Genomic DNA, 21,385 nt, shown 5'->3' with positions numbered 1-21,385 from the left:
CGCTGCTTGAGAAAGCGAGGCTCGTCTTATTGGCCGATGATGCCGGGCTGGGTGGCCGCACCTTCCGTATTCGGAGGCGCCATTGTTCCGGAGTCCGGAGCGTAAAACCCCTTGTTGGCCACAAGCGAGACCTCGATGACGTCGCCGGCTTTCACTTCCGTATTTTCGTCGGCGACGAGGTCGTGAGCGATCTTCTGGTCGCGCCTGAAAATCGAAATTCTCACCGAACCTTGCAAGTCGTCAAAGGTCCTCTGTTCGCCGTAAGTAAAGATAAACAGAAGCTTGTCGGCGACATACCTGATCTGACTTTGGACTTTTCCAAGCTCGACCTGCGTGTCCTGGGTCTGCCCGATCAACTCCACTTCGTGGCTTTGACGCTTTTTTCGCAGTTCGCTCTGCGCGTTCAGCATCTCCTGCTGGACCTGCTCCTGCTGCAGCTCGGTCTGCGCCAATTCGGCCCGATAGCTGGTATGCGCTCTTTCCGCCGAATTGACATTCGAGTTCGTTATCAGCCCCTTTTCCCGCAGCGAGCGGGCAGACTGTAATTCTTCAAGCTGAAGGTTTGCAGTCTTTTCCCGTTCCGTTCTGGTGGCGGCGACCATATCAGCTTCCTTCTTCGACCGATCCAGCGAGGCCTGCAGATAGGAGACGTCGTCCTGATACGCGGCAAGCCGCGCGTTCAACTGGGCTTGTTCGGACGCGATGATGTCGGCAATCAGGTGTCCGCCGAACTCGATCGGCGGATCCGCCGGAGCAACGAAGGTTTTGTCTTCGCGGCTTTCCGCCAGGAGCCGGGCGAGCCGAACCTTCAGGCGATATTCTTCGATCGCCAGATTTGCGCGAGTGCTGCGCAGGTCGGCTATTTGCAGGGCCGGCTCCGTGTTTCCCACCGCGCTAGCCCGAAAGCCGCCCGCTATGGCGAGCGCATGGCGAACCGTTATTCCCGGTTGAAACGGGTAGGATCCGGGGTGAGCCACCGTTCCGGAAATGAAGAATGGCCGGTACTGACCGATCTCCACCTTCACGAACGGCTCGAGGATGAGCTTCTGCTGCCGAAATGCATGCTCAATGGCCTCTGAAAGGGCGACGGTGGTGAGGCCTCGCGCTTGGATATCGCCCAACATGGGCAGCGATATCGAGCCCCGATCATCGACCACCACATCCAGCGGATAGGACGCCTCGCCGATCACGGATATCCGCAAGACGTCGCCGGTGTCGAAGGCATAGCCGTCGGCGCGGGACGCATGCGCCGTGAGCAGGACAAAAGCAATTGCGAGACCGGCGATCATTGCGAACACGCCGGCCGCCGGTTCGAATCCGGTAAGGAGCCATCGGCTCCAGCTTCGCAAAGGCTGGGATGGAAATTGCTGGTCAGCACGCAAACACATCGTCTGTACTCCGCTTGCCTTGACAACTGCCTTCACGGCCAGTCGACACGCGTCGACCAGGGCGTGACAGCGGGGATCCGTTCGGTTGGAGAAATGGCCTTGCAACTCCCTGCTCGTTCGAAGGAGCGAAAGGGCGATCAAAATCCGGGCAGCCCCATGGTTTGCTTGGCCAGGCGGTCGCGAATTCGCGCCTCGGTTGGCCTTGCGGCTGCAGGGGCTGACTCCAGGACGGATTGATAAATCAGCTCGACCCTTTCGCACATGGAATCCAGTCCCCAGGACGAAAGATCGGTGAGTTTCGCGCCGTCAGCCAGTCGAGCGCGATGATGCTGGTTCTCGAGAAGATCGGCGACCGCCGCGGCGGCGGCACCCACGTCTTCCGACGGCGTCACAATTCCATTCACGCCATGCTTCACAACCTCTTCCACGCCGGGCAGGTGCGAGATCACACTGGCTCGACCGCCCGCCAGATATTGCATCATGACGCGGGGCAACCCTTCTCGCATGGATGTCAGCACGCACACGTCCGCCAGGCTGATCAGCCGTTCCGGCTCGCGGTGATGGCCGATCATGCGAACGTTGTTCGCGAACGGGGATCGTTCGATCGCCGATTCAACCGCGGCTCGCGCCGACCCTTCACCGGCCACGAGCAGTCGCACGTTCGGAATTCGATCGACGACCTGCCCGAATGCTTCAATGAACTCGACGTGGCGTTTTCTCGGTTCCAGCGCGGCCAGCATCAGGACCACCGGTGGCTTTGGCTCGCCGGCGCCCGTCCCCAGCAGCAGATGCGGTTCTTGCGGCCATTTCGCGTTCGCGAAACGTGCCAGATCGAAGCCGGAGTGGACGACGTGATGCTGATCGGGGCGGCCCAAATGATTGGAGATGCAAATGTCGCGCATGGCCTGGCTGACATCGATGTAAGCGCGCGTGAACCTCGCGGCCAGGCGTTCGGCAGCCAGGAATATCAGCCTCTGCGCAGTGCCCACATGCACGAACGGCAAAATGTGCACGCCATGCACGATGCCGGGGATATGGGCTTCCCTTGCGGCGAGACGGCCGACGATGCCGGCCTTGCTTTGATGTGTGTGCACGATGTCGGGCTGCCAATCGCGCATAAGGCGCGTGAGCTGCCCGAACGCGGAAAAGTCGCGCGAGGGCGAAATCGAGTTGATGAGTTTTCCGAGCGTCACCACTCGAAGGGCTCCGGCGACGGACAACCGTAGACTCGGGTCGTATTCCTCGCCGTGAACCAGCAGCACTTCGTGGCCGTGCCGCGCCTGAGCGAGACAACAAGCCAATGTGTTCTCTTCGGAGCCTGCCCGAAGCAGTCGGGTAAGCACATGAACGATCTTCATTTGCCTATACCTCAGGGGACGTGAAATCCTGGCTCGGGTAGAGGATCGAATGCATCGAGCGAGATGCCTGGCGGCTCCTGCCTTTCGCAGGCATGGCCGGGATCGCTTGTCGCCTGGCGCGATCGCGGGCGAGGTTGCGTCTAGTGTAGGAATGGATGTGGGCCGAGGACTCCGCGGCCGCGCCTGTTACAAAGACAGCCAGATGTGCCTGAACAGTTCCCGGCCGACCGCCTCTACGTCCGTGCTGGCGTCAACGGTCCGGATGTTCTTGTCCCTGGCTCGTAGCTCCGCCATCAATGACAGCCGCGCATCGAACGCTTCTTTCTTGATGTCTCCCGGCTTTCGCTGTTCGGAGACGGCAAAATCTGAGACGAGGTGCAAAGTGAGGTGCGGCCGGCACTCCGCCATCTTCTGATAGAGCCGCTGCTCGAGCCGGGCGAGAGCTGACAAGCCCGGGACGGAGAACAGGTGCGGTGGGATGGTCGGCCCGTCGAGATATCCGCTTCGGAGCGCCTGCGGCCACCTGTCGCAAATGACGATCAGCCCGCGCGTCGCCCACCGATGTGCGCGTTTCACCACAGCGTATCGTTCAAACGCGATCAAAACCGCCCACAATGCCAATGCGGCGGCTGCAACGCCCTCCTTGGCTCCGCTCCGGCCGAGGGAATCTTTGCCGTCGTGGCCGGCCAGGGACTTGAGGCGGCGTCTATGGGGGAAAACCAGAGCCTGCAGCGCCTTGCGAAGCCACCATCCATTGCCATCGCCGGTTCCGACATAGGCTTGCGCGCAGCCAAATTTCCATCGAAAAATCTGGGTCAGCCGGTCAGCCTGGGTGCTCTTGCCCGTGCCGTCCGGGCCTATGAGCGCCACCACGAATCCACCTGCCGCGGGCCGTCGCTTTGGTGGAAAGCTGCCGGGCATCAAGCGCTGAAGGAACCGCAAGCCGAGATATGAGGTCTTGCGGGCCAGATGGACCGCGGCATCGGCTATCCCATAGCGCCCCGTGAAGCCGCACATTTCCCGGATCGAACGCCGCAGCCTGGCGAGATCTCCGCGATGGGCGGCCAAAACGTCGCCGCTTTGCATGAACCTGCAGCTTACCGTTCGCCCGCCGCCAAGTTCGTATTCCATCACACGCAATCCGGATTCGCTGGACAGAAACGGCAGGCGTGCAATTTGGTCCTTCCAACCATCGCCGACGGTGATCCATTGCCTCCACGGTGGCGCCCAGGCCCGGAAGGCGAAACGGGCAATCGTTATTCGAAGCTCGTCTTCTGAGGAGACCACCGGAATCGCTACGCCGTCGATGCTGATCGACCCCCAGCCCGTAATCGCCGGATAATCGAAGACCGGATAGCGCTTGCGAAATTCCCTGCCGACCCGGCCGCCGATATGCATGTCGAGATGGAGATAGCGGCCATGCGAGAAATCAGGCAGGAACCAGTCTTCCCGTCCGGCGCAGACATTGTCGTAACAGGACAGGCTGACGCTGCGACGGCCGTGCAGCTGACTTACGATCGAGCAGAAGGCCGGATAGTCGTGCTTGTCCAAGAGGACATCCAGATCGTCCCGGCCAGACAGTCCGTCATGTAGAGATGCCAGATCTTGAATTATCCCGTATTTCAGGCCGGCTTCATTGAACGCTCGAAATAGTTCGACGGCAATCGGCAGCACCGGTGCCGTTTCGCGGGGCCGCAAAGCGCTTCCGTTGGCTTGAGAGGGCCTTGCATCTGCTTGGCTGCCCGACGGGCTCACGCCAAGCGAAGGGGCCGGCGCCGATACATTCGCTCTCGGCGCCAGCGCTTCCGTCACCATCCTTGCCTTGGCATCCGGGGACCAGCGACGATACTGATGCGGCCGCAGGTCATCGTGAAGCTCACCGGGTCCGTCGGGGCGGTAGCTTCCTGATTTGGATTTGGGTGCGGGCTGCAAGGGGTTTCGCGCTATTTTGTTTCTGCTGGCGCAATTCGCTCTGCGTCAGCAGAAACATCATTGGATCGACGTGAGATTTGTCCAATCTTCGGCGGCTGACTTCGCTGCAGCGTTGCGGCGCCAAGCTTCTCAATGCCGGCCTGCAAGTTCGGATGTTGTCTTTGCAAGCTGCCGCACCCAGGGTGAATTGGGTGCCAATTCCGTCGAGTGGGTTCGGCTATTGTCCCACCAGAAAACAGTAAATGAAACTTCACAATAAGTATTAAGAAATTACCGAGAGTTTATCTCTGCCGATAGTAATCGGAATCGAACGGTTCATAATATCAAGAAGAATCCTGACCGCCCCAGCGCTGCCGACCTGGTCAAGAACCCCTAGCTGGTCCGAAAACGGTCCGTCTATGATCCTGATTCTTTGACCCGGCCTCAACAGAATGTCCGGATGCAAAATTCCGTCATCGTCGGTTGCCGATATCAGCGACTCGACCACGCCGTAAGGTGCCGGTATCGGCATTCCTTTGCTCATGACCAGCTTCCGGACGCCGACGGTCGAGTTGATCGGGTACCAGCTCTGCTGATGAACAGCCAGTGAGACGAACAGATAGCAGTCGAAATATGCACTGGAGACGGTTTTGACACTGCGCGCGTGCCGGACAGTTCGCCTTCGCTTGGGCAGATAGGTTCGGAAGCTTTGCGACAGCAGGTGCCTTTCGGCGAGGCTTTCGGAATGCTGGTGCGTCTGGACCACGCACCAACGGGCAAGTTCGCCGTCGTGACTTTGTGCTGCCGGCTCCAGGGGCCGATTGTGGTATAAGTCAGCGTTGAGCATGGCGCAATATTGTCTCTTTCCTAATTGAGATAGTAACTGTCCGAGACACTGCTTTCGAGCGACGTGTAACGGCCGTATCTCGGCAGCTTTGGTTCCTCCACCATTGTCAAGGCGATACCGGCAATCCTGGACCGACCGCCGAGATGTCGAATTCCTTCGGCAACGGCCTCGCGCGAGGTCTCGCGCCACTTCACGACAAAGACGACCTTGTCGACATGCTTCGCCAGGATCGTGGCATCGGCAGCGGGTCCAACGGGCGGCGCGTCGATGATCACCGTGTCGAATTTTCCGCGAAGCTCATCGAGAATGGAGCGCATTCGCGCCGAAGCGAGAAGGGCAGGCGGGTTGCGGGTCCTTGCGCCGGCAGGCAGAAGGGAGATCCCCGAGCGTTCGTCCAGGTGAATTGCGTTTGCAGCCTTCACCGGCAAAGTGAGGAGGTCGACCAAGCCGACCTTGTCCGCCATGCCGAAGAAAGCCGTTGTGGCGGACAGCCGCAAATCCGCATCGATGACCAGAACCCGTTTGCCGTCGGCCACGGCGGAGCAGGCCAGGCTCAACACTAGAGTTGTCTTTCCTTCGCCGGGCATCGCCGACGTCACGAGCATGAGGCGCGGCGAACGGTCCCATTCCGGCGTCGCCTCCAGGCCGAGGCGGAGCCGCCGCACCGCTTCGCTGTATCTGGATAGTGGTTTGCGCTCGAGGTAGGCCACCGGCTGCGCCTGGGACTGGGCGTCCTTCGACCAGCCCGACATCCTTGGCATGGACGCAAGAACCGGAACGGCCAGTTCGTCCTCGATCTGCTTCTTTGCCATGAAGCCGGAAGCGAAAAGCTCACGAAGAACGGCGCCGGCGCCGCCGAAGAAAATGCCGAAGACCAAACCCAGAGCCGCAAAAAGAGACCTGTTCGGGAAGCTCGGTGCACCCGGAACGCTGGCATCGGTGATCACACGCACGCCGCTGTTGAGGAGGGTGGATTTTTCCTCGGTGAGCTTGGCGCGTGACAGGAATGTCTCGAAGAGTTCCTTGTTCGCGGCGGCGATCCTCTCGAGATCGCGCAGCTGAACGCCAACCTGACCTTCGATCTCGGATCGGTTGGATACTGAGTCCAGGGCCCGAGCCAGTGAAGCCTCGCGGGCTTCGGCGGCGTCGACTTCATTCTTCAGGTTGCCGATGAGGCGCTGGACCTCGGCGGCAATCTGCCCCTCGATGTCGTGGCGCTCGGCCTGGGCCGCCATGACTTCGGGATGCCGTTCGCCGTATTTCAATTTGAGGTCGGCTTCCTTCCGGCTCACCAGAGACAGCTGCGATCGAAGTGCGCTGACCACGACGGATTGCAAGACGTCGGGCATTGACTGGATGTCGCCGCCGGCAATCTGCAGCTTGTCGACTTGTTGATACTGCGCCCGTTTCTCCGACAGTTCGGCGCGCGCATTGATCAAAGCGACGTTCAATTCGGACAGCTGTTGGTCGGTCAGGCTGCCCGCCGGCGTCGCCAGCAGATTGTGATCGATCCGAAATTTCTGGACGGCCTGTTCCGAACGGCTGAGCTCCGCCCGCAAGTAGGAGGCCCGCTCGCTAAGCCATGTCGAGGCTTTCTGGACCCCTTCGTAACGGGACTTTATTCGATCGTTGACATAGGCCTGGGCAATTGCATTGGCGAGCGATGCTGCTTTCTGCGGGTCGTAGGTGCTCACATCAAGCTCAATGACGTTGCCGAGCCCGACGCGCGAGACTCCCAGCGCGCCTTGGAGCCATACCAATGCCGCCGGCCCGATCTTGGGATCTTCCGTAAGCTTCTGGCTGTCGACGACCTGTTGAAGAAGTGAGGCAGATCTCAGGACTGCAATCTGACTTTCGATGAATGTTGGATTGTCGGCAAAGTCAGAATTGGAATAGTCTTGCGGAGTCATATAGTCGATCGGGGCGTCAAGCAGGATTTGCGCAACGCCCGTATACGATGCCGGAATAACATAGGCGGCGCCTAGAAATAAGCTGAAGGTGAGCGCTGCAATACTGCACACAAGCTTCCAACGCCGGAGAAAGAAATCAACGATCTCCCTGACGTCGAGCGGCAAAAACTCCCGGATCATCGTCGGATTGTCAGCTGGACTTGCCATCTCGGAATCCTTGCGATCAGCAGCACGACACCACCCCTTCAGCGTCGGCTGAAATGGCTTTCTTTCCAAAAGGTTCGGGCAGTTAGCTGTTAGGCGCGCTCAAACTCATCGCGCGGGCCTTTGTGCCCCGCCGGCATGTCCAAATCGCTGTTCCACCCACCTGACCGATCGCGTCACCGGTCGGCTTAGAAACATATCAGCTTCGCGGACATTCTCGCCATTACCATTATTGAGTAGTAAATCGGCTAAAGGTCGATCTGGTCTACCCGGCAGGCCTTTCAGAGCTTTGGGACGTCGCCTGGACACCTTGCTGCCGCTCTTCCGAGAGGCCCACAACACTGCCGACGTATAGCGTCTCGCAGGAGAACCCTGTGCCTGGACGACAAGAACGCGGCTGGCCGCCGGCGGGTCCGAGATCGAAGGCGAGTCCGAGGTTGACATGGACACTTACAGCGAAATCGTTGTGAAATTTGCGGATTGGATCACCAACAGACCGGGAACCATTCTGATGCTGTCAACAACCTTGCCGTTGATGCTCCTTTTGCAGAAAGGCCGGCTACTGGGCTATGGCGCCCTCGCCGTGCTTGTTGGGGCTGTCACATTGATCTCTTTCGGCATCGAGAATCCGGGCGGAGCAGTTATCGTCTTTCTCGCCTACAGTTTGCTGGTTTCAGTTGCCCTGCTTTCCACCCGGAGGCGTTTGACGCAAATCGAAGACCGCCTCGCATCGGTCATGTCGGCGCTCGGCGAGCTGGAAGTTGCCGAGGAAAGACGGCAGACTTACAGCGCCAAGCATCCCACGGTCTCGCGGTTTCAGTCGCGCAGGAAGCGGCCGGCCGCAACAATGGAGCAAACCGCTTCGGTGAGCGCAGAGGAGAGGCCCGCAAGAGAGGGGCAGTCGATCCCCGGTCCGCTTTGGCAAGAGCTACAAGCGCTCGACGCCCGATTGGACTCCGCGCGTCCGGCATCAACTCGACCGGCAGAACACGATCCGCTTTCGAAAGAACGTCAAAGAGGGGCTGCTATCGAGTTGAACAATTATGCCGGTGATGGTTCGAGCCGGCTGAAGTAAACCGCAAGCATGTCGGTTCGCCATCGGTTTGCTGGCAGGCCACAGGCAACTCGCCGAAGCCGGTCCGGCAGGCGGGACTGCACGAGCGGCCATCGATCATGGCCGAGATCGCCGGCATTCTGATACGACTTTCATCCCGATATGGAAGGTCGCGCGGGCAGCAGTGCTGCGCCGGCAAGACGCAGCTGATTTCCCAAGAAACTTGCCAATGGCCACACGGCCACTGCCGCCCGAGCGAAGGCGCCGAGCGGACGAAGATCGATGTCTGGCCTTACGCATGGCGTGCCGGTTTGCCGCCACGCTTTTGCCCAATGCAAGCGGCTGCATTGTCGTGTTGTTCCGGGAGTCATGGTAGCCTTCAAAGGAAGGCCTCCGATTACCGGGTGGCAAGCTTATGCCCAAAGGTGGTAGACTGGGCAGCAATTCGGATGAAATGGCAGATGGAACCTTTTGTGTAGTTGATGGTTGCAGCTTGAGGTTGATCAGGGGGTGGTCAACGCGTTGGGGTGCTCAGAACAAAATGAGCTTATCAAAGCTGGCTCTTGGATTGGCGCGGGGACCTACGCTTGCTGAGGCAAGTTGGGAGCGGGGGATATCTTTACTGCCGGGAGCTATGCGCCGCACCTATCCGGCCAACACGACAATTGCAGGCGAGTATCAGGCCAGATCCTGTGTACTAATCATGACTGCGGGGTGGGCGGCGTTCGCGAAGGCGCTGCCGGACGGATCACGTGTCATCGTCGACTTCGCGCTTCCTCGCGAAATAGCTCCTATCGAGTTCGGTGGAGAAGCCGGCGAGACGGTAACCGCTCTATCGGACGTGACTGCGATCGAGCTGGCCGGTCCCGTCCATACTTGTTTTTCGCGCTACCCGCAGTCGATTTGCGAGGCTATCCTGGTGGCTCAGGCAAGCCGATACGCACGGCTCGCGGAACATCTGGCCGGGGCCAGCAGAAGGGGGGCCGTGGAGCGCACGGCCCATCTTCTTCTCGAGCTGGCCTGCCGCGTAAATCGATCGGCAACGAGTTATCCGGACCGCTTTGCATGTCCGCTGACCCAGGCGGAACTGGGCGACGCGCTGGGGCTTTCGGCTGTGCATGTGAGCCGTGTATTGAAGACATTGCGGGAGACCGGGCTGGCGTCATTCCGCAACGGCGTGGTCGAGTTGCATGACCATGCGGGACTGATCGAAACAGCTGGATTTGATCGGTCCTACATTTCGAGCTGACGTCATGTGGCGCTTGCGGTTCGAGCGTCCATCAGCGCTGCTCCAGGGCGAGGATGTGCGTCACATGCTGTGCGGTCGCCATGCACGAGGTCAACCCAGGGCTTTCGAAGCCGAACAGATTGACCACGCCCTCGACGCCATGGGTCGCGGCATCCTGGATGACGAAGTCGCTGTTGGGCTCGCCTGGCCCGGAGAGTTTCGGCCGGATCCCACTGTAGGCGGGCTGCAGGCTGCCGTCGGCTAGGCCCGGCCAATATTTGCGGATCGCGTCGTAGAAGCGCTCGCCGCGCGCCGGATCGACGCGGTAGTCCAGCGTCTCAGTCCATTCGACATCAGGTCCGAAGCGCGCTGCCCCGCCGAGATCGAGCGTCAGGTGGACGCCCAGGCCGCCGGGTTCCGGCACGGGATAGACGAGTCGCGAGAAGGGCGCGCGTCCGGCCACCGAAAAATAGTTGCCCTTGGCGTAACGAAGCGTTGGCAGGAATTGCCTGTCGAAGCCTTTCAGCGAGCCAGCCAGCGCCACAGCGCCAAGGCCGGCCGCGTTGACGAGACGCGATGTGGCGATCTCGAAACCTTCGCCGGTGGCCGTGTCGGTCGTCTGCAGAACGATACGGCCGGCTTCGATATATCCCGAAACGACCTGCGTGTTGAATGACAGCATCGCGCCTTTTTCCTCGGCGTCGCCGCGTAGTGCCAGCATCAAGGCGTGGCTGTCGACGATACCGGTTGAGGGCGAGAACAGCGCCTGCGTGCAATGCAACGCCGGCTCCAGCGCCCGCGTCTCGGCAGCGGAAAGAAAACGCAGATCGCTGACGCCGCAAGCGGCGGCATTGGCGCGAATGGTTGCAAGCACCGGCTCCTGTGCCTCGTCGGTCGCGAGGATGAGCTTGCCGCAGCGCTCGTGCGGGATCGAGCGCTCCGTGCAGTAGTGGTAGAGCATGTCGCGGCCGGCGACGCAGAGACGAGCCTTAAGAGAGCCCTCGGAATAGTAGATGCCGGCATGGATGACTTCCGAGTTGCGCGAGCTCGTTCCAGTGCCTACGGCCTCCGTCGCTTCGAGGATCAGCGTATCGAGGCCCTTCGCCGCAAAGCTACGCGCAACCGCAAGTCCGATGACGCCGGCGCCGACAATTACGCAGTCGACCTGTTCCATGCCACGTCCCTCCGGTTGCGCATGCGCCGCGCCAAAGCCCCTGCAACCATACAGTCTCTGTCCACCTCGGAAACCTCATGGCGCTATCGATTGTGACACAGCGGCTCTTGCGGCGGCATCCCGCCATGATGCATCAGCAGTACAGACGTGAGGCGGATTTTGTGAACATCTCCTTCAGGGAGACAGGCCGTTTTCGCTTCGAGCCTGCAGACAGGAGCCAGCATGGACGCCAGACCGAATTCCCCTGAAGCGCGCGATGTCCGCTACCATATGCATGCCTACACCAATGCCCGCAAGCATCAGGAAACCGGACCGCTGGTCATCGAGAAGGGCGACGGCGTCTATGTCGAGGATATTGCCGGCAACCGCTACATCGAAGCGATGGCGGGCCTGTGGAGCGTCGCCGTCGGCTTTTCGGAAAAGCGGCTGGTCGAGGCGGCGACGCGGCAAATGTCGAAGCTGCCTTACTATCACGACTTCGGTTCGAAGGCGCATTCGCCGCTGATCGACCTGGCGGAGAAGCTGGTAAAGATGGCGCCGGTGCCGATGAGCAAGGCCTATTTCACCAATTCTGGCTCCGAGGCCAACGACACCGCGATCAAGATGATCTGGTACCGCTCGAACGCGCTCGGCCAGCCGGCGCGCAAGAAGATCATCAGCCGCAAGCGCGGCTATCATGGCGTCACCATCGCTTCGGCGAGCCTGACCGGCCTGCCCAACAACCATCTCTCCTTCGACCTGCCGATCGCCAACATCCTGCATACCTCGACGCCGCACCACTGGCGCGACGCGGAGCCAGGCGAGAGCGAAGAGCAGTTCTCCGCGCGGCTTGCCGACGATCTGGAAAAGCTCGTCCTCGCCGAAGGGCCGGAGACCATCGCCGCCTTTATCGGCGAGCCGATCATGGGCGCCGGCGGCGTCGTCGTTCCGCCCGCCGGCTACTGGGAAAAGATCCAGGCGGTGCTGTCGAAATACGACATCCTGTTGGTGGCCGACGAGGTGATCTGCGGCTTCGGCCGGACCGGCGAGATGTTCGGCTCGCAGACCTTCGGCATCAAGCCCGACATCATGGTGCTGTCCAAGCAGATCTCGTCTTCCTACCTGCCGATCTCGGCGCTCATCATCAACGACAAGGTATTCGAGCCGATCGCCGACGAGAGCAACCGCATCGGCACGTTCGGCCACGGCTTCACCGGCGGCGGCCATCCTGTCGCCGCGGCCGTCGCTCTGGAAAACATCAAGCTGATCGAGGAGCGCGACCTCGTCGGCAATGCGCGCAAGGTCGGCGCCCACCTTCAAGCGCGATTGCGCAAGCTTGCCTCGCATCCGCTGGTCGGCGAGGTGCGCGGCGTCGGTCTCATCGCCGCCGTCGAGCTTGTCGCCGACAAGGAAAGCAAGGCGCCGTGGGGCAAGCCCGCCGCGCTCGGCGCGCTGGTCAACGGCCTGCTGCAGCAGAACGGCGTGATCTCGCGCAACATGGGTGACGCCATCGCCTTCTGTCCGCCGCTGATCATCACCGAGGCCCAGGTCGACGCCTTGGTCGATACGTTCGAACGGTCGCTCGACGCCGCCCTGCCGCAGGTTCGGCCGCAGGGCTGAGCCAATCCAAAGCCGCGACACCGTCTATTCCGCGTCGCCGCATAAGACACCGCTAGCCTTCTGCCGGCCAGCGCTGAGATCCGGCCGGCGCGACGATCCGGGCCCGACAGCGCGTCTCCTTCCGAGGCGGCCAAGTCGTTGATGGACTATCCGAGGACGGCAGCGGCTGGCATCTTACCATGCGTGAAAAGGTGTTGACGGCGAGATCAGGCGCCGGTTTGAAAATAGCGCATCAGAGTGCGCGCATTGTCCGCCAACAGGAGCGAGGCAAGTATGAAATTAGCGGTTCCGGAGACCAGCCGGCTGAAAATCGGTTTCATTCTCGCCCGTTCGTTCACTCTTTCAGCGTTTGCTCTGTTCGTCGACACGCTGCGCCTGGCCAGCGACGAAGCAGACAGATCCGGAAGGGTCTTTGCCGACTGGCAGGTTCTGGCGAGCACCAGACACCTGATCACAGCCAGCTGCGGCGTGCAGGTCGCGCCGACATCGGATTTCGTCGATCCCGGCCTGTTCGACTACATCGTCGTCGTCGGCGGATTGCTGAACAATGAATTCCCGGTCGACGACGAAACCGTCCGCTACCTCAAGAGAGCCGCGGCAGCCAAGGTGCCGTTGATCGGGGTTTGCACGGGTACCTTCATCCTGGCGGACGCCGGCCTGATGAAGTACCACCGGACCTGCGTCAGCTGGCTGCATTATCAGGCGTTCCGCCAGCGTTTCCCTGATCACGAGGTCCGGGCCGACCGCATTTTCAACCTCGATCGGACCAGGGGATCATGCGCCGGCGGCAGCAGCGCGGCCGACATGGCGGCGTCGATCGTGAGACGCCACATCAGCGAACGGGCGGAACGGAATGCGCTCGAAGTGCTGCAGATCGACAAGGCGCGCTCGGCCTTGCACATCCAGCCGCGCAGGCCGCTTGCCATCGAATGCGACGACCCGCGGCTCCAGGCGGCGCTCATCATGATGGAGAGCCATATCGAGAACACGATCTCCATTCCCCAACTGGCGGCATCGGTCGGCTTATCGCGCAGGCAACTGGAGCGTCTGTTCATGGAGCAAACAAAGAGCTCCCCGGCGCTCGTTTACAAAAGAGTGCGCCTCGAGCGGGCGAAGCAGCTGTTGCTCGAGACCAGCGTTCCGATGGTCGAGATCGCGATTGAAGTCGGCTTCGAGAATGCCTCGCATTTCTCCAGGGCGTTTCGCGAGACGTTCGGCGTGCCGCCCAGCAAGGTCAGGTCGGCAATGCCAAACTGATTTGCCGGCCTATAAAGGTCACGCGGGCTTGTCGTCCGGGTGCCCGAGCTCGCAGAACCAGCCGCCGAGATATTTCACCGACGGCTTCGTCGGATCGGGAACCGGCGTCTTCGCCTCGATCGCCGCGCGGAAAGGTTCGGCGCTGTCCTGAGGGATGAAGCCGAGGTGGTCGGCGCCGCTGTTGTCGACCATCTTCAGCTTGTTGTCGGAGATGCCGAACGAGATGGTGTGGCCGACACGCGGCGCGGTGAGCGACGCCTCGACCAGCCGCACGCAGTCGGCGAAGGAGAGGTAGGACCACAGCATGCGGCGGTCGGCCGGCTCGGGGAAGGACGAGAAGATGCGCAAGCATACCGTCTCGATGCCGAACTTGTCCCAATAGAGCCGGCTGAGGCTCTCGACGAAATTCTTCGACACGCCATAGAGGCTGTCGGGACGCACCGGCGCGTCGACGCCGATATGCGCCTCGATCTCGTGATAGCCGACGGCATGCACCGACGAGGCGTAGATGACGCGCTTCACGCCGTGTTTCCGGGCGCCTTCGTAGATGTGGTAGGAGCCGCGGATGCTGGAATCTAGGATCGTCTGCCACTCGCATTCGAGGGGCGCGCCGCCGAAATGCACGATCGCGTCGCAGTCCTTGGTGGCCGCGATCGTCGCTTCCATGTCGGCAAGGTCGAAGACCGCTTCTTCCTCGTGAGGGGCAAGATCGCCGAACGGCTCGCGCCCAGCCAGGCGGATCGTTTTTGCCAGCGGCACCAGCCCCTTCCTGAGCTGCGAGCCGAGCCGACCGGCGGCGCCGGTGATCAGGATACGTTCGTAGTGCGGCATCGTTTACTCCACTCGCGCGACGGCGGCGTTGATCCGCGCGATCGCTTCGGTCAGCACCTCTTCGCTGGTCGCCGTCGAGATGCGGAAATAGGGTGACAATCCATAGGCAGCGCCCGGCACCGACGCCACGCGTCCTTCGTTCAGAAGATAGTTTGCCACAGCCGCATCGTCCTCCAGCGTAACACCTTTGGGTGTCTTGCGGCCGATCAGGCTGGCGCAGCCGATATAGGCGTAGAAGGCGCCTTCCGGCGGCGACAGCGTCAGCCCGTTGATCTTTCTGATGCCGTCCACGACTAGATCGCGGCGCGCCTCGAAGGCATGCCGGAAGCGCGCGACCTCGTCCTGGGGGCCGTTGAGCGCGGCGACCGTGGCCGCCTGCGCGATCGAACACACGGACGTGCAGGACTGGCTCTGGATCGTCGACATCGCCTTGACCAGCGGCCCAGGTCCCGCTGCATAGCCGACACGCCAGCCGGTCATCGCGTAGGACTTCGAGACGCCGTTGACGATCAGCGTGCGGTCCTTGAGCTCGGGGCAGGCCTTGCCGAAGGAAACGAACTCGCGTCCGTCGAACAGGATGTGCTCGTAGATCTCGTCGGAGAGGACAAGCACCTGCGGGTGTTTTGCCAACACGGCGCCCAGCGCCTCGAGGTCTGATTGCGAATAGACCGCGCCAGAAGGGTTACCGGGCATGTTGAGAAAAAGCCACTTGGTCCTTGGCGTGATTGCCTTTTCCAGCAGCGCCGGCGTCAGCCGGAATCCGGTGGTCTCTGGGCATTCGACGACGACGGGCGTGCCGCCAAGCAGCTTCACCATCTCGGGATAGGAGACGAAGTAGGGCGCCGGAAGGATCGCCTCGTCGCCGGTCTCCAGCGTCGCCATCAGCGCGTTGAAGATGATCTGCTTGGCGCCGTTGGCGACGACGACATCGTCGGCCGTGCAATCCAGTCCGTTCTCGCGACGGAACTTGCCGGCCACCGCTTCGCGCACTTCGGCGGTGCCGGCGGCGGCGGTGTACAGCGTCTGTCCCGCTTTCGCCGCGAAGTGGGCGGCGTCGATGATGTGAAGAGGGGTCGGGAAATCGGGCTCGCCCAGTCCGAGGTCGATCACGTCGACGCCCTTGGCGCGCAGCGCCTTGGCGGCCTGCGAGGCCGCCATCGAAGCCGAAGGCTTCACCACCGACAGACGCGAGGCAACATAGCTCATCATTCGTTCTCCGAGATGTATCCCTTGGATCGGTCGTTGGCTCGCGCCGCCGCGCCGCGCTTGGCCGGATCGCCATAGCCGCCGCCGCCGGGCAGTTCGAGGATCAGCTTGCGCCCGGCCGGCACGTGCTGCCAGCCCTTGGGGCGCATCCGCGTGCCGTCATCGAGCCTCACCACGCCGGCGACGCCGGGCTTGCCGCCATCGCGTCCGTGAGGAGGATGGTTGACGCGGTCGAACATGGCGGAGAAGTCGAACTCATGACCGTCGGTCGCCGCGATCTCGATGATCTGCCCGAGGCCGCCGCGGAACTCGCCGTCGCCGCCGGAGTTAGGCCGCAGCTCCTTGCGCCAGATAACGATCGGGCCGGTATGCTCGGTTGCCTCGATCGGCATCGTATGCACGCCCGACGGGAAGGCCGTCGCCGACAATCCGTCGAGCTCGGGGCGGGCGCCCATGCCGCCGGAGTTGAACATCAGCACTTCGGCGCGGCGGCCGGAGCCGCCGGCGACAGGCCGTGCCGAGATGTGGATGTTCCACAGCGCGCCGGCGCCTTCAGCGAGAATCTTGCCGGGCAACGCCTTGGAAAACGCCCCCAGCACCAGATCGGGAACCATGTGGCCGAAAATGTGCCTGAGCGCCACCGGCGCCGGCCGCACCGCATTCAGGATGTTGACCGGCGACGACACGGTGAAGAAGGCGAGCGAGGCGGCATTGTTGGGAATGTCGGGCGCCACCATGCATTTCAGCGCATAGCAGGCATAGGCTTTGCTGTAGATGATCGGACAGTTGATGCCCCAGCGGCTCATCGGGTCGGTGCCGGTGAAGTCGACCTCGACATGGTCGTCGCGCACCGAGACCATGGCCGCGAGCTTGACCGGCTCGTCATAACCATCGGTCACCAGCTCGTTCGACCAGCTTCCCTTGGGCAGCGCCTCGATGCGTTCGAGCATGGCGTCGCGGGTGCGCGAGAAGATGAACTCGCCGAGACCGTCGAGCGAGGTCAGGCCGATCTCCTTCATCATGTCGACGAGGCGGCGATGCCCGACTTCGTTGCATGCGGCGAGCGAATAGAAATCGCCGACGACCTGGTTAGGCTCACGGACATTGGCGCGCAGGATCCTGACCACGTCGAGATTGACCTTGCCCTTTTTCGCGAACTTCATGATCGGGATCTGGATGCCTTCCTCATAGACCGACTTGCCGTCGGCGCCGAAGCCGCGTCCGCCGACATCGACGACATGCGCCGTGCAGGCGAAGAAGGCCACGAGCTCGCCGTTCAGGAAGGACGGCGACACCATGGTGATGTCGTGCAGATGGCCCGTGCCCTGCCAGGGATCGTTGGTGACGTAGGTGTCGCCCGCGAACATTTGATCGCGCGAGATCTCGTTCATGAAATGCAGCACCGCTTCTGCCATGGTGTTGACGTGGCCGGGGGTGCCGGTCACCGCCTGCGCCAGCATCTGGCCGCGCGGGTCAAACACTCCTGCGGAAAGGTCGCCGGATTCGCGCACCGAGGTCGAGAAGGCCGTGCGCAGCAAGGTGAGCGCCTGTTCCTCGACCACCGAGATCAACCGGTTCCACATGACCTGCATGCGGATTTCGCCAATATCGCTCATGCCTGGCTGCCTTTGCGGATCAGGAGGATTGCGCCGTCGCTCTGGATGACGGCGTCGAAGCTGGTGGTGACGACGGTCGACGTTTCGCGTTCGACGATGACGGCAGGGCCCGCGACACGGTCGCCGGTGCACAGTGTGTCGCGCTCGACGATGCCATAGCTGCGCGGCGCGCCGCTGACCGGATCGAAGACCTCGCGCGTCGTGGTCGGTTCGCTCGTCTTCCTGCCGGTGGTCAGCTCGTGCCTCGTAGCGGCAGGCCGAACATCCGTCGCCTTGACCGACCAGGTGACGATCTCGATCTCCAGCCCGTCGAGCCCTTCGATGGCGCGGCCGAAGAAGCGCTGATAGTTCTCCTCGAACAGCTCCTTGAGCTTGGCGACGGCGTCGTCGCCGAACGGCTCGTCGGCCAGCGGGACAGGGATTTCCCAGCCCTGGCCGGCATAGCGCATGAAGGCGGTGATCTCGCAGACGATCCTGCCGCTGGCGCCGGTCCGCACAAAGCCCTCGGCGGAGGCCTTGAGGTCGGCGAGCAGGGCGTTGACCTCGGCCGGCTTGAATTGTGACAGGCGCGTCAGCTTCGAGGCCAGCGCCTCGTAACCGAACGGCGCCTTGAGGAAGCCGATCGCCGATCCGACACCGGCGCCGCGCGGCACGATGCACTGGTCGATGCCGAGTTTTTCACAGAGCCTTGCGGCGTGGAGAGGTGCGGCGCCGCCGAAGGCGATCATCAGATTGTCGGAGATGTTTTTGCCGTTCTCGACGGCATGGACGCGCGCGGCATTCGCCATGTTCTCGTCCACCACCTCGCAGATGCCGAAGGCCGTCGACATGGCATTCAACGAAAGCCGCTCGCCGACATCGCGCAGGATGGCCTGTTCAGAGGCAGAGGTGTCGAGCCTGATCGCACCGCCGGCGAAATTGTGTGGATCGAGCTTGCCGAGCACCAGGTCGGCATCGGTGATGGCCGGGCGCTTGCCGCCGCGGCCATAGCAGGCCGGGCCGGGCTCCGATCCCGCGCTCTCGGGTCCGGTCTGGATGCGGCCCATGGCATCGACCCAGGCGATGGAGCCGCCGCCGGCGCCGATCTCGATCATCTCGATCACCGGGATGGAGATCGGCATGCCCGAGCCCTTGGAGAAGCGATAGGTGCGCGCCACCTCGAAGGTTCTCGCCGTGCGCGGCGCGTAATCCTCGATCAGGCAGATCTTGGCGGTGGTTCCGCCCATGTCATAGGAGACGACCTTTTCGAGCCCGAAGCGTCTGGCGATGTCGGCGGCGAAAATGGCGCCGCCGGCCGGGCCGGATTCGACCAGCCGCACCGGGAATTCCGAAGCGGTTTCCACCGAGATCAGGCCGCCGCCGGAATGGATCATGAAAACCGGGCACTCGGCGCCCATGTCCTTGAGCCGCGTCTGCAGGCGGGCGAGGTAGTCGGCCATCTGCGGCCGCACATAGGCGTTGGCGCAGACCGTGTTGAAGCGCTCGAATTCGCGCATCTGCGGCGAGACTTCGGCGCTGATCGAAATCGGGATGTTCACCTTGCGAGCAAGGATTTCGCGGGCGCGGCGCTCGTGGTCCGGATTGGCGTAGGCATGGATGAAGCCGATTGCCACCGAGCCGAAGCCGCCGGCCGCGATCCGGTCCGCTATTTCCTTCAGGGCGGCTTCGTCGAGCGGCTGCAGCTCCTGGCCCTCGGCGCCGATGCGGCCCTTGACTGTGAAGCGGTCTTCGCGCGGGATGAGCGGCGTCGGCAGTTGCAGGTTGAGATCGTATTGCTCGAAACGGTTTTCCGTCCGCATCTCGATCACGTCGCGGAAGCCTTCCGTCGTGACCAGCGCGGTCTTGGCGCCGCGCCGCTCGATGAGCGCGTTGGTGGCGAGCGTTGTGCCGTGGATGATGATGCCGATTTCGGACGGCGCGATTCCGGCATCTCGGACGACGATGGCGATGCCGTCGAGGATCGCCTGTTCGGGCGCCGAATAGTTGGTCAGCACCTTGGTCGAAAACATCGTTCCCCTGACGTCGAGGGCGATGTCGGTGAAGGTGCCACCGATGTCCGCGCCGAGACGGATGTCGTCAGTTCTGGAGGTCATGCCTTGGCCTTCCGGGAAGCGAATGCGGCGTCGCGCATCTGGGTGAGAGTCTGCCGGGGCGTGAGCGCTTCGGGCGAGACGGCGATGTCGAGGACGGCGCCTGTTTCGGACTTCAGCGCCCGCTCGAACGCCGCCGCTAAATCTCCGGTGGATTCGACCCGCTCGGCGTGGAAACCGTAGGCCTTTGCCAGCGTCACAAAATCCGGATTTTCGAGCGAGGTGCCGGAGACGCGGGCCGGATAGTTGCGCTCCTGATGCGCGCGGATCGTGCCGTAGATGCCGTTGTTGATGATCAGCACGATCGGCTGCGCGCCCGCCTGCATGGCGGTTCCGAGTTCCTGGCAATTCATCTGGAAGTCGCCGTCGCCGGCAAAGCAGACGACTGTGCGCTGCGGATACGCGACTTTGGCGGCGATCGCGGCCGGCAGGCCGTAGCCCATGGCGCCGGACTGCGGGGCAAGCAGCCGCGCTTGGCGTCCGAATTTGAAGAACTTGTTCGGCCATACCGTGAAGTTGCCGGCGCCGTTGGTCAGGATCACGTCTGCCGGCAGGTTGTCGCGAAGCCAGGCGCTGACCGCGACCATGTCGACGGGGCCAGGCTGCATGGGCGCGGCGAAGGTACCTTCATAGGCCTTGCGAGCCGCGGCGCGCCAGTCGGCCCAGCCACCCTTCACCGAGGTGAGCGCCTTGGCGAAGGCGTTCGGCCCAGCGTGGATGCCGATCGCCGGCACATAGATCTTACCGATCTCGCGGTCGGAGCCATGGACATGGATCAACTTCTGGCGCGGCACCGGCACCGAGAGCAGCGTGTAGCCGTCCGTCGTCATCTCGCCGAAGCGAATGTTGACGGCCAGGATCACGTCGGCGTCACGGATCAGGGTCTTCACATGCGGCACCATGCCGACGCCGGCCTCACCGACGAAGACCGGCGAGTGGTTGTCGAACTGGTCCTGGTAGCGGAAGGCCGCGACGACCGGGATGTCGGAGTCTTCGGCGAAGGCCTGAAGCGCGGCGCGTCCGTCCGCCGTCCAGTTGGTGCCGCCCATGAGCAGCACCGGCCGCTCGGCCGATGCCAGCAATTTGACCGCCGCCGCGATCGCATCCTGCGCCGGCGCGGGCTCGAAGATCGCCGCCGGGCCGCTGAGCGGCGCGGCCTCGGTCAGGGTGGTCAGCATGTCTTCCGGCAGCGCGACCACAACGGGGCCGGGCCGTCCGGTCGAGGCGGTGGTCCAGGCCCGCGCCACGATCTCGGGCAGGCGCTCGACGTCGTCGATCTCGACCGCCCATTTGGCGACGGTCCCATAGACCGCCCGGTAGTCGATCTCCTGGAAGGCTTCGCGGCCCTTCATGTCGGTGCCGACCTGCCCGACGAACAGGATCATCGGCGACGAGTCCTGCATGGCCGTATGCACGCCGATGCTGGCATTGGTGACGCCCGGGCCGCGGGTGACGAAACAGATGCCCGGCGTCCCTGTCAGCTTGCCATAGGCCGAGGCCATGAAAGACGCGCCGCCTTCGTTGCGGCAGAGCACATAATCCAATCTGCCATGCGTGTCGTGCAGCGCGTCGAGAACGGCCAGATAGCTTTCGCCGGGAATGCCGAAGCTCTTGGTCGCGCCGAGCGCGATCAGGCACTCGACAAGAAGGCGACCGCCATTGCGCATCATGCTTCGAACACCCCGCTGTGTCGGCAAGCGGACTGAGCCTGC

At 62.5% G+C, this 21,385-nt stretch carries 15 protein-coding genes; 4 read left to right on the top strand and 11 right to left on the bottom strand.

Annotated features, from left to right (window positions below):
* Positions 1-26: 26 nt before the first annotated feature.
* The 5 genes from ABID26_RS16580 to ABID26_RS16560 all read right to left on the bottom strand — a co-directional run bounded on the left by ABID26_RS16580 (position 27) and on the right by ABID26_RS16560 (position 7,621).
* Positions 27-1,289, bottom strand: coding sequence for a polysaccharide biosynthesis/export family protein (locus tag ABID26_RS16580; RefSeq protein WP_292298277.1), 1,263 nt, complete (start codon positions 1,287-1,289; stop codon positions 27-29).
* Positions 1,290-1,525: 236 nt separating this feature from the next.
* The gene (locus ABID26_RS16575; RefSeq protein WP_292298279.1) at positions 1,526-2,746 is read right to left on the bottom strand and encodes a glycosyltransferase; all 1,221 of its coding nucleotides are present in this window, start codon (positions 2,744-2,746) and stop codon (positions 1,526-1,528) included.
* Positions 2,747-2,932: 186 nt separating this feature from the next.
* Positions 2,933-4,561, bottom strand: a complete 1,629-nt coding sequence (locus ABID26_RS16570) for a hypothetical protein (protein ID WP_292344661.1) — start codon at positions 4,559-4,561, stop codon at positions 2,933-2,935.
* A gap of 379 nt (positions 4,562-4,940) precedes the next feature.
* Positions 4,941-5,504, bottom strand: a complete 564-nt coding sequence (gene nusG / locus ABID26_RS16565; RefSeq protein WP_126099067.1) for a transcription termination/antitermination protein NusG — start codon at positions 5,502-5,504, stop codon at positions 4,941-4,943.
* A 20-nt stretch (positions 5,505-5,524) separates the two neighbouring features.
* Positions 5,525-7,621 carry a GumC family protein gene (locus ABID26_RS16560; protein WP_126099068.1) on the bottom strand — a complete coding sequence of 699 codons (2,097 nt, stop codon included), beginning with the start codon at positions 7,619-7,621 and terminating at the stop codon, positions 5,525-5,527.
* A gap of 439 nt (positions 7,622-8,060) precedes the next feature.
* Between ABID26_RS16560 and ABID26_RS16555 the strand changes: the two genes are divergently transcribed.
* Both ABID26_RS16555 and ABID26_RS16550 read left to right on the top strand, forming a co-directional pair.
* Positions 8,061-8,693, top strand: coding sequence for a hypothetical protein (locus ABID26_RS16555; protein ID WP_126099069.1), 633 nt, complete (start codon positions 8,061-8,063; stop codon positions 8,691-8,693).
* 613 nt (positions 8,694-9,306) lie between these two features.
* The gene (locus ABID26_RS16550; protein ID WP_189521509.1) at positions 9,307-9,921 is read left to right on the top strand and encodes a Crp/Fnr family transcriptional regulator; all 615 of its coding nucleotides are present in this window, start codon (positions 9,307-9,309) and stop codon (positions 9,919-9,921) included.
* Positions 9,922-9,952: 31 nt separating this feature from the next.
* On the opposite strand, the gene ABID26_RS16545 is transcribed toward ABID26_RS16550, so the two are convergent.
* Positions 9,953-11,074 carry an NAD(P)/FAD-dependent oxidoreductase gene (locus ABID26_RS16545; protein WP_292344657.1) on the bottom strand — a complete coding sequence of 374 codons (1,122 nt, stop codon included), beginning with the start codon at positions 11,072-11,074 and terminating at the stop codon, positions 9,953-9,955.
* Between the two features lie 222 nt (positions 11,075-11,296).
* Here ABID26_RS16545 and ABID26_RS16540 point away from each other — a divergent pair, with 222 nt between their 5' ends.
* Positions 11,297-12,673 (top strand): aspartate aminotransferase family protein, encoded by a 1,377-nt coding sequence (locus ABID26_RS16540; protein ID WP_292371255.1) that lies wholly within the window; start codon positions 11,297-11,299, stop codon positions 12,671-12,673.
* Between the two features lie 273 nt (positions 12,674-12,946).
* Positions 12,947-13,930, top strand: a complete 984-nt coding sequence (locus tag ABID26_RS16535; RefSeq protein WP_126099073.1) for a GlxA family transcriptional regulator — start codon at positions 12,947-12,949, stop codon at positions 13,928-13,930.
* 18 nt (positions 13,931-13,948) lie between these two features.
* Here ABID26_RS16535 and ABID26_RS16530 read toward each other — a convergent pair whose 3' ends face one another.
* From ABID26_RS16530 to ABID26_RS16510, 5 genes are read right to left on the bottom strand one after another with little or no spacing between them, the layout of a single operon-like run.
* Positions 13,949-14,761, bottom strand: coding sequence for an NAD-dependent epimerase/dehydratase family protein (locus tag ABID26_RS16530; RefSeq protein ID WP_292371254.1), 813 nt, complete (start codon positions 14,759-14,761; stop codon positions 13,949-13,951).
* Positions 14,762-14,764: 3 nt separating this feature from the next.
* Entirely contained in the window at positions 14,765-15,967 is a 1,203-nt protein-coding gene (locus ABID26_RS16525; protein ID WP_292344684.1) for a pyridoxal phosphate-dependent aminotransferase, read from the bottom strand.
* Positions 15,967-17,583, bottom strand: a complete 1,617-nt coding sequence (locus tag ABID26_RS16520; RefSeq protein WP_354415969.1) for a hydantoinase B/oxoprolinase family protein — start codon at positions 17,581-17,583, stop codon at positions 15,967-15,969. The genes ABID26_RS16525 and ABID26_RS16520 overlap by 1 nt, the downstream gene beginning before the upstream one ends.
* Entirely contained in the window at positions 17,580-19,676 is a 2,097-nt protein-coding gene (locus tag ABID26_RS16515; RefSeq protein WP_292371252.1) for a hydantoinase/oxoprolinase family protein, read from the bottom strand. The genes ABID26_RS16520 and ABID26_RS16515 overlap by 4 nt, the downstream gene beginning before the upstream one ends.
* On the bottom strand, positions 19,673-21,343 hold the full coding sequence (locus ABID26_RS16510) for a thiamine pyrophosphate-binding protein (protein WP_292298291.1): 1,671 nt from the start codon (positions 21,341-21,343) through the stop codon (positions 19,673-19,675). The genes ABID26_RS16515 and ABID26_RS16510 overlap by 4 nt, the downstream gene beginning before the upstream one ends.
* Positions 21,344-21,385 lie beyond the last annotated feature (42 nt).

This window comes from Mesorhizobium shonense (assembly GCF_040545255.1).
GTDB lineage: Bacteria > Pseudomonadota > Alphaproteobacteria > Rhizobiales > Rhizobiaceae > Mesorhizobium > Mesorhizobium shonense.
The sequence above is the reverse complement of the archived record's forward strand: the minus strand, read 5'-3'. Positions and strand labels throughout refer to the sequence as shown.